The sequence below is a fragment of the Labrys miyagiensis genome, assembly GCF_030160835.1.
GTDB lineage: Bacteria > Pseudomonadota > Alphaproteobacteria > Rhizobiales > Labraceae > Labrys > Labrys miyagiensis.
In genome coordinates this window covers 76,291-88,852 of record NZ_BSPC01000015.1, presented here as the reverse complement: position 1 = coordinate 88,852, position 12,562 = coordinate 76,291, and the positions used below count along the sequence as shown (strand labels likewise).

Here is a 12,562-nt window from a genome sequence, read left to right as displayed (position 1 = left end):
GCAATGAAAGCACTCATTGAAGCGGCGCGCCAGATAGTCGACCGAGCGATCATCTGCCCGAAGAGATATGCGACAAAAAGGGGGAGCGAATTTCGTTCCAGCCGCTCACCAGCCTTCGCTGGAATTCGTGGCAAATCGCCGCAGCTGTTGGGGTAAAATTTAGGGTAGCCGTCTGGAGCAAGCCAAATTCACTTGCAATCCCAATATCTTAGGCAAAGTGAATGGCGGAGACGCAGGGATTCGAACCCTGGATACCCTTGTGGGGTATGCTCATTTAGCAAACGAGTGCCTTCAGCCTCTCGGCCACGTCTCCGTTACGCCCCGGATAGACAATCCCGCCCGCGCAATCAAGGCAAATTCGCAGCTGCCCCCATGCCTTCACGGGGAAAGCCTCCGGGAATGGCTCGGGGGCGGGTGAAGGAAGGCAGGAATCGCCCCGCTTTTGCGCTATGAGGCGACAAGGAGACCGCCATGGACAACTCAGCCAATCCCCCCGCCTCCGTCACGCCCAGCCGCGATTTGCAGCGCCTCATCGATATCATGGCGGCGCTGCGCACGCCGGTCACGGGCTGCCCCTGGGATCTCGAGCAGGATTTTGCCAGCATCGCCCCCTACACCATCGAGGAGGCTTATGAGGTTGCCGACGCCATCCAGCGGGGCGACATGGCTGATCTCAACGACGAGTTGGGCGATCTTCTCCTCCAGGTGGTGTTCCACGCTCAGATGGCGCGCGAGCAGGGCCTGTTCGATTTCGGCGATGTGGTGCAGGCGATCACCACCAAACTGATCCGCCGGCACCCCCATGTCTTCGGCGAGGCCCGCAACCTGCCGCCTGCTGAGGTGAAGAAGCTCTGGGCCGAAATCAAGGCGCAGGAGAAGGCGGAGCGCGCCAAGCGCCGGCCCGAGGCGCGGCAGGCGAGCGCCCTCGACGGCGTTCCAGCGGCCATGCCTGCCCTCACCCGCGCCGTCAAGCTGCAGGAGAAGGCCGGCAAGGTCGGCTTCGACTGGAACGACATCCGCACCGTGCTCGCCAAGGTGCGAGAGGAGGCCGACGAGATCGAGGCGGCCCTCAATGCTGGGGCCAGAGCGGAGGAAATCAACGCGGAGATCGGCGACCTGCTCTTCGCCGTCGCCAATGTCGCCCGCCATGCCCATGCCGATGCCGAGGAAGCCTTGCGCGGGGCGAACACCAAGTTTGAGCGGCGCTTCCATTTCATCGAGGCACGCCTTGCCGAACAGGGCACGACGCCCGCCGGCTCGACGCTTGAGGCGATGGATGCCCTGTGGAACGAAGCAAAGCGAGAAGGTCTTTGACGTCGCGCTACCCGGGCGTGGTCCGAGGAATCTGACTTCCTCGCGTCAGGCCACGAGGAAGTCCGGTCCAGAAGCAAAGACATGCATTTGGCGGATGGAATGGACGACCATCCCCCTCACGGATGATCCGCGATCGCAACTGTTTCCGCTATAATACAAGGCGAAGGACCACACCCAATTGCGCAGCGGAGGCAGGCACCGTGAAAATGGTGATCATGCGTGGAAAGGCCGGCACATACGCGCTGCCAGGCGAAAAGCCCCGGGAATGGCCGCGAGGCGCACTGGACGAGGCCGCGGCCTTGGATTTCGCACGTCTGAGGGGCTACGAGCCGAAAGTCATCGACGTTGCCGGTTGGTCGGCCGTCAACAGCCAGCAGATGCAAAAGGCGCTGAAGGAGATCCGGGCCGATGATGACGTTTTCGCGCTCTATGGCTTCTCGGCGGGTGGCTACACCATCTACAACATTCTCCAAGTGTTGAAGCCGAAGGAAAAGGATCGCCTCGCTCTGGTGGTCGTCCTTGGCGCGCCTCCCGATCCGACGCCTTTCAAGGACGACTATCGGGGCCCCTGGGAGCTGATTTACCGGCTGAATCCGCCCGCTGGCCATATGGCCGGCCCGAGGGTCTTGTTGGAGCGGCCCTTCGGGCCCGACTGAAATTCTGGCCAGGAATAGAGATCCCGGCAGCAAATTAACCATGAATGAAATGACCTTCAAACGGCCGCCGCCCGAGGGATTCAAAGTTAAATTGACGGGCCGCCTGGATCTTTGAAACGTATTTGCGTGCCCGCAAAGCTCGATTTTCCGGTCTTTACGCTGCCGTTAACGCCTGCGGCGAAAGCATGAAAGAGGCAGCCTTTCTTCCGACTCATTCAATACCGAAAGTTAATTTTAAGTAAATGAGCCATTCAAGTTGCGTAGCGTAGGGATGCTCAGAAATGAATAGAACGTTTGTTTTGGTCATGGCCGGTAGCCTGGGCCTCGGTACCGCCTCCTGCAGCAGCAGTCCGGGAGGCAGGGCGCTGAACGGTGCCATCATCGGCGGCGCCAGCGGTGCCATCGTCGGCAGCCTCGTCTCCCGCCAGCCGGCGGCCGGTGCAGTCGTGGGCGGTGCGATCGGCGCGGCAACGGGCGCCGTCATCGGCGTGGTGACGACGCCGAGCTCGCCTTCGCCCAGCTGGTTCTGACGGCTGCCGGGAACTCAGCCCAGCCGGCGGACGTCGTCGGGCTCGACCATGTCGACCACCGTCAGTCCGAAGCGCCGACGCACCTGGTCGGCCCGTTCCGGGGCGACACGCACGGTGACCCGCGTCACGCCTTCCTCGTCCGTCTCGCGCGCCATCACGTCGGCATTACCGTAAAGCCAGGCGAGCCCGGCGCCGTCCGAGGGAGGCACGTCGATGGTGAGCGTCAGGCGCCCCGCTGCCACCGTTGCCTCAACGCGGTCCAGGAGGGTGTCGATGCCCTCCCCGCTCACGGCGGAGATGACGACCGGCCGGTTCTCCCCACTACGCCGCGCGGGATTCAGGAGTGCCTCTCGCGCCGGAGCATCGAGCAGGTCGACCTTGTTCCAGACCTCGATGATCGCCCGCTCGGCACTCGCCTCGACGCCGAGGCTTTCTAGGATGCTGCGCACGTCGGAAGCCTGCGCCTCGGTATCGCCATGCGAGATATCGCGCACATGCAGGATGACATCGGCCTCCAGCACCTCTTCTAGGGTGGCGCGGAAGGCGGCGACCAGCATGGTGGGCAGTTCGGAGATGAAGCCCACCGTGTCGGAGAGGATCGCCTTGGTGCCGTGTGGCAGCTTGAGGGCGCGCAGGGTCGGATCGAGCGTGGCGAAGAGCATATCCTCGGCCAGCACCTCGGCCCGGGTCAGGCGGTTGAACAGGGTCGACTTGCCGGCATTGGTGTAGCCCACCAAAGCGACGATCGGATAAGGCACCTTGCGACGGCTGACGCGATGCAGGGCGCGCGTGCGCTTCACCTGCTCCAACTCGCGTTCGAGCTTGACGATGCGGTCCTGGAGCAGGCGCCGGTCCGACTCGATCTGCGTTTCGCCAGGACCGCCGAGGAAGCCACCGCCGCCGCGCTGGCGCTCGAGATGGGTCCAGGAGCGGACCAGCCGGCCCTTCTGGTAATTGAGATGGGCCAGCTCGACCTGCAGCGTGCCTTCCCTGGTGCGCGCGCGGCGGCCGAAGATCTCGAGAATCAGGCCGGTTCGATCGATAACCTTCGCACCCCAAGCCTTTTCGAGATTGCGCTGCTGGACGGGCGAAAGCGCGCAGTCCATCAGCACGAGCGTGACCTGCTCGTCCTCGACGATCGCCTTGATCTCGTCGACCTTGCCCTTGCCGATATAGGTCGAGGGCCTGATCTCGGCGAGCGTCACCACAGCCGAACCGACCACGTTGAGGTCGATGGCTGCGGCAAGGCCGACGGCCTCTTCGAGCTTGGCCGCCGGGGAGCGCACAAGATCGCTGTCCGCACGGCGCGAAAGCACCGGCGCCACGACATAGGTGCGCGTGCCCGAGGCAACTTCCAGCTCATGCGCATCGATGCGATACGCCGGATCCTTGAACAATTCTGGTGTCAAACGTCAACTTTCGGGCGGAATCGTTCCCGCCACCGTTGTGAGGGCAAGAATCAGAGCTTGTCCGCTCCCTCGATCTCGCCACCTTCGAAGAGCTGGACGGGATGGCCCGGCATGATCGTCGAAATCGCGTGCTTGTACACGAGCTGGGAATGACCATCGCGCCGCAACAGCACGCAAAAATTGTCAAACCAGGTCACAACGCCTTGCAACTTAACGCCATTCACCAGGAAGATCGTGAGCGGGATCTTGTTCTTGCGGACATTGTTGAGAAAGGTGTCCTGTAGATTTTGGGTTCGCTCCGCCGCCATAATACCCCCGAAACTCCTTGACCGCGGTTAGCCCGCGGATATTCACAAGCAATGCCGGCAAAAGCCAACGCGCTTGCCTTCATTCAATCAACCTACATAGTCGACGGGGATGCTGCGTCGCGCAAGCAAAAGTTTGCACTTCCCGCGCGGCATTCCGCCATGTCTACCGTTTAAGCGACATAACAACGGCGTGAATACGGCAAAAAACGCAGGTTCGGAAAACTTAGGCTGAATGTTCCGCCACGCTGTGGAAATGGGCCCGCAACTTGATGGCGAGGGCGCCGGGCTTGCCGTCACCAAGCACGATATCATCGATTCTGATCACAGGCGTGATGACGGCCGTCGCCGCCGTGATGAAAGCCTCCCTTGCGGCCTTGGCCTCCGCCACGGTGAAGGGGCGCTCCGATACGATGAGGTTGTCGCGCTTAGCGAGATCGATCAGCGTGGTGCGGGTGATCCCGCGCAGGATCCCGGATTCGGCCGGCCGCGTCACCAGCGTATTTTCCTTGGTGACGATCCAGGCATTGCTTGCCGCGCCTTCCGTTACATAGCCATCCTCGTCGAAGAACCAGGCTTCCCTGGCGCCCTGCAGCTTGGCCTTCTGGCGCGCCAGCGAATTGGGCAGCAGGCCCGTGGTCTTGATGTCGACCCGCTCCCAGCGATTGTCCGGCACGGTGATCACCGAAATGCCGGCGGCCGCGCCCGCCTCGACCTTGGCCCGGTCGACCGGACGGGCGATCACCACCAGCGTGGGCGGCGTATCGGCGGCCGGAAAGACGAAGTCGCGCCTGGCTGAGCCGCGCGTGACCTGGAAATAGACCAGGCCGTTGCGCACGCGGTTGCGCCGCACTGTCTCCCGAAGGATGACTTTGAGCGCGCCCTCCTCCACCGGCATGCGGATGCCTAGTTCGGACAGCGAGCGTTTCAGCCGGGCGAGATGGCGCGTCTCATCGATGATCTTGCCGCCGAAGATCTCGCAGACCTCATAGACGCCGTCGGCGAACTGGAAGCCACGATCCTCGATATGGACGCTCGCATCGCGAAGCGGCGTATAGAGTCCGTTGACATAGGCGATGCGGCTCATGGCGGTTCCAACAGGCAAGGAGGGGATCGGCGGATTTCCTCTGACCGATGTGCCGCAGATTTCCGCGCCTGACAACCCGCAGGATCGCTCTGGCGCCCTACATCTGCCAGAACGGCGCGCCTTCCCGGAAACGCTTCCACACCTTGTGCAGCTTGGCCGACGCCACCTGCTTGTCGCGGGCCTGCCAGCCAGTGATCAGCCCTGCTCCCCTGTGCAGCGCCGGGCTCTGGGAATTCTCCGTCAGCTCGAACAGCAGCCCGCCCGTGGTCGCCGCGTCATTGGCAAGGCCGAGACTCTCCTGCAGGTCCGCCAGACGGACCAGATAGCGCTGGGCTTCTTCCTTTGCGCTGAAAACGCTGCGGAAGAATTCCACGCCATAGCGCAGCTTCTTCAGCTTCAGCCGCAATTCGTGCTGGGCTTCCGGCTGCAGGCGCCGGAAATGGGAGCCGCCCTTGAGCGCCCGTCGATGCAGGCGGTCGAGCGCCTGCCGGGCGAAGCTGTCCGCCGTCTCCGCCAGGATACCGAGGGACCCGCTGGCGATATCGTTGCGCCAGACGCGACGCTCGACGGTACGGCCGAGGGTGAGCAGGAAGCGGTTATAGCGCGGAGTGGCAAAGACTTCGCGCAGATGATCGTAATTGCTGCTGCGCCGCGGCTTGATGCTCTCGCGCAGGGCGGCGAAGGCCTTGTGATCGGGGCATTGCGTCTCGATGCCGGCAATGGTGTCGACATCGAGCACATCCCAGTTGCGTACCGGGCCGAGTGTCGAGGCCAGCCACTTGGCTTCGCTCGCCACCAAGGCGAGCGCAGGCGAGCCGATCTGGCGCTGCAGGATGGAAATGGCCGTGCGCATGCGCCTGAGCGCCACGCGCATCTGGTGCACACCCTCCGGCGTCCGGCCGGCCTCCACCACCGCCTGGTTGGCGACCATGTGCTGGCGACAGTCGCCGAGCAGCTTGGCCACGATCTCGTCGACATTGTCCTGCGCATCGACGCCGGCCTTGGCGGCGCGTACGCCCTCGCTCGGCGGATCATAGGCGAGATGATAGCCGCGATCGGCCTTGGCAAGCGTACCGACCCGCAGCGGCGCCGAATCGAGCAAGGCGAGGGCGACGTCATAGAGCGTTGCGGCATCGCCGGCCTTCAGCTCGAGCTCGATCTCGTTGATGGACTCGCGGCGCTCGCCGGCGGTGATGCCGCCATTGTCATAGGCAAGCTCCAGATTCGCGGCCGGCAGGTCGAGAGCCTGGATGCGGCGGCGGAACTTGGTGACGAAGACCGTTTCGAGCACAGCATTGGTGACACCCTCCAGACCGACCTCGCGCGCCTCGGGCGGCAGGCTTTCCAGATCGGGCACCAGGCTGGGAACGCTCACCTCCCACTCATGGCGCGCAAGCGGATTGCCGCCATCCACTGGCCGCTTGAGGGTCTGGATGTAGGTCTTGCCGCTCCGACGCACCCTGAGCGCGATCTTGTTGCGATAGAGCTGGCGGTCAGGCGTATCGAAATAAGCACTCTCGAAGTTGCGGAAAATACCGCGATTTCGCGCGTGCTGGGTGATGATCGGCACGTTGGCCAGGGAATCCAGGCTTCCTTCGGGCACGAGAAGCTTCAGCTCTATTTCCCGATTGGCTGCGGGAGGAGGCAATACTATGCCCACAACTGGCGCAACCGAATCAGTTTTACTGCCTGTTTCCACGGCATTACTCCAGACGACGTCATCCCGTGGCGAGAGAATCTCTTGGATGACACTTTGATGACATTTCGGAGCTATGGCAGATCAAATTGTCACATTCTACCGGCCACAGAGGCTAAATGGCCAAGTTCGCGCTTACAAAGATGTACGCCCCTCAGGATTGCTGGATAATGCAACATGAAAAAGCCCTCCGCGCGGCAGCGAAGAGGGCCTCTTCGTGTATTTTTGGGCTGGGTATTTTGGCCTCAGCCGGTCCAGCCACCGTCGATCACGTGAACTTGACCGGTGGTGTAGGTCGCGCCCGCAAGATAGACGACGAGATCGGCGATTTCCTCGGGGCGGGCAATGCGTCCGATCGGCTGACGGGCAATGAAGGCGGCGCGGGCCGCTTCATAATCCCCGGTGGCTTCGAGACGCTCGCGCAGTGAAGGGCTTTCCACCGTCGCCGGCGCGATGGCGTTGCAGCGGATGCCCTTGCCGACATAGTCGGCCGCCACCGATTTGGTTATGCCCACCACCGCTGCCTTGGAGGCCTGGTAGGCGAACCGATTGGTAATGCCCTTCACGCTCGAGGCGACCGAGGACATGTTGATGATGGTGCCGTCGCCCCGCTCCAGCATATGTGGCAGGAAGGCCCGCATCATCCGGAACATCGCCGTCACGTTGAGGTCGAAGGCGAAGTTCCAGTCCTTCTCAGTGCAGTCGAGGATGGTGCCGGCATGCACCACGCCGGCGCAGTTGAACAGGATATCCACCTTGGCGCCATGCCGTTCGGCGAGGGCCGCGATCGCATCCGGCGACAGCACATCGAGGCGCTCGACGCTGATCGAATCCGAGGCGAGATCCTTGAGCTTGTCCTCGGCGATGTCGGTGGCGATCACGCGCGCACCGGCGGCCGCCAGTGCCTGGGCCGAAGCCCGGCCGATGCCTTGGGCAGCGGCCGTCACCAGCGCCGTCTTGCCTTGCAGGGATAGGGACATTCCTCACTCCGTCTCGATTTTCTGGATTGTCGTCCAGCGATTGATAGCGGCTTTTGTATGAATAATTCAAACGCTGAGATATGGCGCGACGTCATGCCTCTATAGGCCGTGTCGCTGTTGCCCGGCCTTCCCCCGTCCCATATGGTCGCCTCACTATGGAGCGATCGAGTCTAAAGGCGGGGATTGATGTCAGGACAGCGCACTTACCTCTATGTCGGCGGCGCCACGCGTCCGACACCTTATTATCCCACCAACAATGCCAAGGGCATTTCCATCTTCACCTTTGACGAGACCAGCGGCGCCATCGCGCCATCAGGTCTGATCGAGGGCATCGACAACCCCACCTGGATCAGTGTCGACGCCAAGCACAAGGCGCTGCATGTCACCAGCGAGGTCGTCGGCTGGAACGAGGGCACGGCCTCGGCCTATGCGATCGATCCGCTCACCGGCAACCTCCACTATATCAACAAGCAGGCCACGCTCGGCAGCATCACCGCGCATAGCAGCCGCGACCGCACCGGCAATTTCCTGCTGGTGGCCAATTACAGCCTGATGCCGGAGACCGAGCTGCCCAACAAGGCCATCGCCATCCTGCCGATCCGCGAGGATGGCGGTTTGAAGCCTTCCGTCAGCGACGCCACCCATTCCGGCACCGGACCGGATCCGGAGCGCCAGGAGCGTCCGCATCCCCATTGCGTCAAGACCACACCGGATAATCGCTATGTCATCGTCTCCGACCTCGGGCTTGATCTCCTGGTGATCTATCGCTTCGACAGCCAGACGGGCGCGCTCAGCCGGGCCGGCGCGGCTTCCCTGCCCCCCGGAGCCGGCCCGCGCCATTTCGTCTTCCATCCGCGCGGCCATTTCGTCTTCGTCGCCAATGAGATGGGATCGAGCGTCTCCTCCTTCGCTTTAGAGGCCGAGCAGGCCAAGCTGACGGCGCTCGCCACCGTCTCCACCCTGCCCGACTCGGCGGGCACGGAGAGTTTCTGCTCGGAAATCGCCATCTCGGGCGATGGTTCCTATCTCTATGTCGCCAATCGCGGCCATGACAGCATCGCCGTCTTCTCGATCGACAGCGAAGGCGGGCTGACCCTGGAGCACAACGTGCCCTCCATCGGGAAATTCCCCCGGCATTTCGCCATCGATCCCTCCGGCAATTTCCTGGTTGTCACCGGCCAGAACAACGACAAGCTCGTGGTGTTCGCGATCAATCGTGACAGCGGCGAGTTGACGCCGACCGGCATCGAGGTGGACGTGGGTACGCCGACCTGCGTGGCCTTCTTCCAGGCTGAGTAACGGGAACGCGGACATCACAACGACATGTGTGCATGTCGTGACGTCCGCTCTTGAACCGCGCCAGCCGGAGGATGGGCCGTGACCTCAGTTCAAGGTAGCGCCCAAAGGCGGGAGCGACCCTCGATGCAAGCTCCTTAGATCCTCGCTACGCACCGTTTCCACGAGCGGACATCACGACATGCACACATGTCGTTGTGATGTCCACGCTCCCATTCATCCGACATTTCCCGTCTTGCCGCCCTCCCAACTGATATGTTACACACGAGATACATAGCCGCATAAGCGGCGGGCTCCAGGGTGGAATGAGGTAGGGCGCCATGATTTCGGCAGCGTCGTTTCCCGACGTCGAACTGGCCTTGATCGGCGGGCAGCAGCCTTTCGTGCTGGAGGAGCTGAAGAGCCGCTTCAAGATCCATCCGGTCTATGCCGAGGCCAATCCCCTCGCCGCCCTCGAACGCATCGGCAGCTCGATCCGCGGCGCCGTCGGTCATGGCATGGCCGGGCTGACGCGGCGCCATATCGAACTAATGCCGAAGCTCGAGATCTGTGCCCTCAACGGGGTCGGCCTCGAAACCAGCGATCTGCCCGCCATCCGCGAGCGTGGCATCAAGCTCACCACCACCCCCGTCCTCTTCGACGATGTCGCCGATCTCGCCGTGAGCCTCGCCCTCTCCTGCTGCCGCCAGATCCCCCTCGCCGACCGATTCGTGCGCAGCCAGCAATGGGAGAAGGAGCGCCTGCCGCTCGGCCGCAAGCTCACCGGCCTGCGGGTGGGTATTCTCGGCCTCGGCCGCATCGGCATCGAAGTCGCCAGGCGTCTCGAGGCGTTCAAGACGCAGATCTTCTACGCCGATCCCGTCAAGCGCGAGGATGTCCCCTATACCCACGTCACCGATGCCGGGACGCTCGCTTCCACCGTCGACATTTTCTTCCTGTGCGCCGCGGGCAATCCCAAGGGCGCTCCACCCATGATTGGCCGCACGATCTTCGACGCCCTCGGCCCTCGCGGCATCTTCGTCAACATCGCCCGTGGCTGGCTGGTGGACGAACCTGAACTGATCAAGGCCCTGCAGGAAAAGCGCCTGGGTGCGGCCGGTCTCGATGTCTTCTACGACGAACCTATGGTGCCTGCCGCCTTGCGGGCACTCGATAACGTAGTGCTAACGCCGCATATCGCCTCCTCGACTGAAGAAACGATGCGGGCTATGGGCGCCTGCGTCATCGACAACCTCGTCAGCTGGTTCTCCGGCCGCGGCGCCCTTACGTCGGTGACATAGGAGGCTCCAGCGCCATGATGACACCCAACCCGGCTGATCCCACCCCGCTCGAGCGCCTGGCCCGCCCGCGCTCCCTGGCGGAACTGGTGATCCACGAAATCCGCGAACTGATCGTTTCCGGCCGCCTTGGCCCTGGCGAACAGCTCTCGGAGAGCGTGCTGGCCGAACAGCTCGGCGTCAGCCGCACGCCGGTGCGCGAGGCTTTCATGCGCCTCGAAACCGAACATCTGGTCGAGGTTCGTCCGCAGCGCGGCACCTTCGTGTTCCAGTACAACGAGGCGGAACTACGCGACATCTGCGAACTGCGCGAGGTGCTGGAAACCGGCGCCATGCGCATCGCCATCTCGCGCAACCGCGAGGTGCTGGTGGAGCAGTTGGAAAGAGTGGTCAGCCGCAGCGAGACGCCGCCGCTTCCCGACCTTGCCGAATATCAGGCGCTGGACAATTCGTTTCATGAAGGCCTGGTCAAGGCCAGCGAGAACAAGGAATTGATCGAGGCCTATGCCCGCATATCCGGGCGCGTACGCACCATCCGCTACCGCCTCACTCGCACGCCGCAGCAGATCGCGGACTCGCGCCTCGGACATCGCGAGATCGTGGAAACCCTCAAGGCCGGCCGCGATAGCGACGCGGTTTCGCGGCTCGGCCTGCATGTCTACAACCCCTACGAAATGTTCCGCCGCGAGAGTGAAGTGAAGAAGGCGACCAAGGAGGGGCAGGCATAGGCGCAGGCTCCGAGATTTGCCGGTCTGCGTTTGTTTTCAAACGATAAATTTGCAGGGAGATCGGCAAGAATGAAGATTACCGGCGTGAAGATTCGCCGTGTCCACGGCACCATGGCCACCAAAGGCATGTTCTGGGAAGAACGCCTCGTTCGCCCTATCGACATCTATCCCGAATATCGCGACCAGGGCCCCTTTGAAGGCGGCGAACAGGTCGATGGCAGCCATCTGAAGCTGGTGCAGGATTTCGTCGAGATCCACACCGATGAAGGCGTCACCGGCACAGCCGGGCCGATCTGGCAGGATTGCTCGCATCTCATCCTCACCCAACTCAAATCGATCATCATGGGCAAGGATCCGCTGGCGATCGAGCTCCTGTGGGATCAGATGCACCGCCTGCAGGTGCATGGTCGCCAGGGTATTCCGATGGTGGCGATCTCGGCGATCGACTGCGCCCTGTGGGATCTCAAGGGCAAGGCGTTCAACCAACCACTCTGGCGCATCCTGGGCGGGCCGACGCGCGAGAGCATACCCGCCTATGCCTCCATGCTCGGCTATGCCGTGCTCGATCTCGGCAAGGTGAGGGAGCGAGCGTTGGAATATAAGGAAAAGGGTTACAAGGCGCAGAAATGGTTCATCCGCCATGGCCCGATGGCCGGCCACGAGGGTCTCAGGCAGAACGTCGCCTTGGTGCGCACGCTGCGCGAGACGCTGGGCGATGACTACGACATCATGATCGACTGCTGGCAGAGCCTGAACCTCGACTATGCCGTGGATTTCTGCTCCCGCATCGAGGAATTCCGCCCGCGCTGGGTGGAGGAATGCTTCATGCCCGACCGCATCGACAGCCATGTCAAGCTGAAGGCCAAGACCAGCATCCCCCTCTCCGGCGCCGAGCATGAATATACCCGCTGGGGCTTCAAGCGCTTCATCGAGAAGGACGCGCTCGATATCTACCAGCCGGACATCTACTGGTGCGGCGGCCTCAGCGAGACGCTGAAGATCGCGGCCTATGCCACGGTGCATGACCTCATCACCATCCCCCATGGCCATTCGACGCCCATCGGCATCCATTTCAGCGTGACGCAATCGCCCATCCACACGCCCTACCAGGAATTCCTGGTGAAGTGGAACGCCATCAACATGCATTTCCTGATGAACCCACTCTGGCCGGTGAAGGGCGACATCCACCTGCCCCATGCGCCGGGTGTCGACATGGATCTCGACCCGGCCAAGATCGAACGCGAGGAAGAAGTCCGCTTGTGATGCCAGGTGCCGCCAAATCTT

Annotated in this window: 12 protein-coding genes and 1 tRNA gene; 7 read left to right on the top strand and 6 right to left on the bottom strand. The window is 62.6% G+C overall.

Annotated features, from left to right (window positions below):
* Window positions 1–222: 222 nt before the first annotated feature.
* Window positions 223–313, bottom strand: a tRNA-Ser gene (locus QQL24_RS08795).
* A 158-nt stretch (window positions 314–471) separates the two neighbouring features.
* Here QQL24_RS08795 and mazG point away from each other — a divergent pair.
* The 3 genes from mazG (at window position 472) to QQL24_RS08780 (ending at window position 2,500) form a co-directional block, all read left to right on the top strand.
* Window positions 472–1,314, top strand: coding sequence for a nucleoside triphosphate pyrophosphohydrolase (gene mazG / locus QQL24_RS08790; RefSeq protein WP_284311602.1), 843 nt, complete (start codon window positions 472–474; stop codon window positions 1,312–1,314).
* Between the two features lie 200 nt (window positions 1,315–1,514).
* Complete coding sequence (locus tag QQL24_RS08785; RefSeq protein ID WP_284311601.1) at window positions 1,515–1,970, top strand: hypothetical protein; 456 nt, start codon at window positions 1,515–1,517, stop codon at window positions 1,968–1,970.
* A 281-nt stretch (window positions 1,971–2,251) separates the two neighbouring features.
* The gene (locus QQL24_RS08780) at window positions 2,252–2,500 is read left to right on the top strand and encodes a YMGG-like glycine zipper-containing protein (protein WP_284311600.1); all 249 of its coding nucleotides are present in this window, start codon (window positions 2,252–2,254) and stop codon (window positions 2,498–2,500) included.
* 14 nt (window positions 2,501–2,514) lie between these two features.
* Here QQL24_RS08780 and hflX read toward each other — a convergent pair whose 3' ends face one another.
* The 5 genes from hflX to QQL24_RS08755 form a co-directional block, all read right to left on the bottom strand.
* Complete coding sequence (gene hflX / locus QQL24_RS08775; RefSeq protein ID WP_284311599.1) at window positions 2,515–3,909, bottom strand: GTPase HflX; 1,395 nt, start codon at window positions 3,907–3,909, stop codon at window positions 2,515–2,517.
* Window positions 3,910–3,959: 50 nt separating this feature from the next.
* Complete coding sequence (gene hfq / locus QQL24_RS08770; protein ID WP_068290859.1) at window positions 3,960–4,217, bottom strand: RNA chaperone Hfq; 258 nt, start codon at window positions 4,215–4,217, stop codon at window positions 3,960–3,962.
* A gap of 223 nt (window positions 4,218–4,440) precedes the next feature.
* Window positions 4,441–5,301 (bottom strand): D-amino-acid transaminase, encoded by an 861-nt coding sequence (locus tag QQL24_RS08765; RefSeq protein ID WP_284311598.1) that lies wholly within the window; start codon window positions 5,299–5,301, stop codon window positions 4,441–4,443.
* Window positions 5,302–5,398: 97 nt separating this feature from the next.
* Window positions 5,399–6,961, bottom strand: coding sequence for a CYTH and CHAD domain-containing protein (locus QQL24_RS08760; protein ID WP_284311884.1), 1,563 nt, complete (start codon window positions 6,959–6,961; stop codon window positions 5,399–5,401).
* Between the two features lie 281 nt (window positions 6,962–7,242).
* Complete coding sequence (locus tag QQL24_RS08755; RefSeq protein WP_284311597.1) at window positions 7,243–7,977, bottom strand: SDR family oxidoreductase; 735 nt, start codon at window positions 7,975–7,977, stop codon at window positions 7,243–7,245.
* 186 nt (window positions 7,978–8,163) lie between these two features.
* On the opposite strand from QQL24_RS08755, the gene QQL24_RS08750 reads away from it, so the two are divergent.
* From QQL24_RS08750 to QQL24_RS08735, 4 genes are all read left to right on the top strand, one after another.
* Window positions 8,164–9,276, top strand: a complete 1,113-nt coding sequence (locus QQL24_RS08750; protein WP_284311596.1) for a lactonase family protein — start codon at window positions 8,164–8,166, stop codon at window positions 9,274–9,276.
* Window positions 9,277–9,593: 317 nt separating this feature from the next.
* On the top strand, window positions 9,594–10,553 hold the full coding sequence (locus tag QQL24_RS08745; protein WP_284311595.1) for a 2-hydroxyacid dehydrogenase: 960 nt from the start codon (window positions 9,594–9,596) through the stop codon (window positions 10,551–10,553).
* 14 nt (window positions 10,554–10,567) lie between these two features.
* Complete coding sequence (locus QQL24_RS08740; RefSeq protein ID WP_284311594.1) at window positions 10,568–11,278, top strand: GntR family transcriptional regulator; 711 nt, start codon at window positions 10,568–10,570, stop codon at window positions 11,276–11,278.
* 69 nt (window positions 11,279–11,347) lie between these two features.
* Window positions 11,348–12,541 carry an enolase C-terminal domain-like protein gene (locus QQL24_RS08735; RefSeq protein ID WP_284311593.1) on the top strand — a complete coding sequence of 398 codons (1,194 nt, stop codon included), beginning with the start codon at window positions 11,348–11,350 and terminating at the stop codon, window positions 12,539–12,541.
* The last annotated feature ends 21 nt before the right edge of the window (window positions 12,542–12,562 follow it).

Excerpts from the sequence above, each read along its gene's own strand:
- mazG (WP_284311602.1), top strand. The coding sequence starts at position 472 with ATGGACAACTCAGCCAATCCCCCCGCCTCCGTCACGCCCAGCCGCGAT.
- QQL24_RS08780 (WP_284311600.1), top strand. The coding sequence starts at position 2,252 with ATGAATAGAACGTTTGTTTTGGTCATGGCCGGTAGCCTGGGCCTCGGT.
- hfq (WP_068290859.1), bottom strand. The coding sequence starts at position 4,217 with ATGGCGGCGGAGCGAACCCAAAATCTACAGGACACCTTTCTCAACAAT.
- QQL24_RS08765 (WP_284311598.1), bottom strand. The coding sequence starts at position 5,301 with ATGAGCCGCATCGCCTATGTCAACGGACTCTATACGCCGCTTCGCGAT.
- QQL24_RS08755 (WP_284311597.1), bottom strand. The coding sequence starts at position 7,977 with ATGTCCCTATCCCTGCAAGGCAAGACGGCGCTGGTGACGGCCGCTGCC.
- QQL24_RS08750 (WP_284311596.1), top strand. The coding sequence starts at position 8,164 with ATGTCAGGACAGCGCACTTACCTCTATGTCGGCGGCGCCACGCGTCCG.
- QQL24_RS08745 (WP_284311595.1), top strand. The coding sequence starts at position 9,594 with ATGATTTCGGCAGCGTCGTTTCCCGACGTCGAACTGGCCTTGATCGGC.
- QQL24_RS08740 (WP_284311594.1), top strand. The coding sequence starts at position 10,568 with ATGATGACACCCAACCCGGCTGATCCCACCCCGCTCGAGCGCCTGGCC.
- QQL24_RS08735 (WP_284311593.1), top strand. The coding sequence starts at position 11,348 with ATGAAGATTACCGGCGTGAAGATTCGCCGTGTCCACGGCACCATGGCC.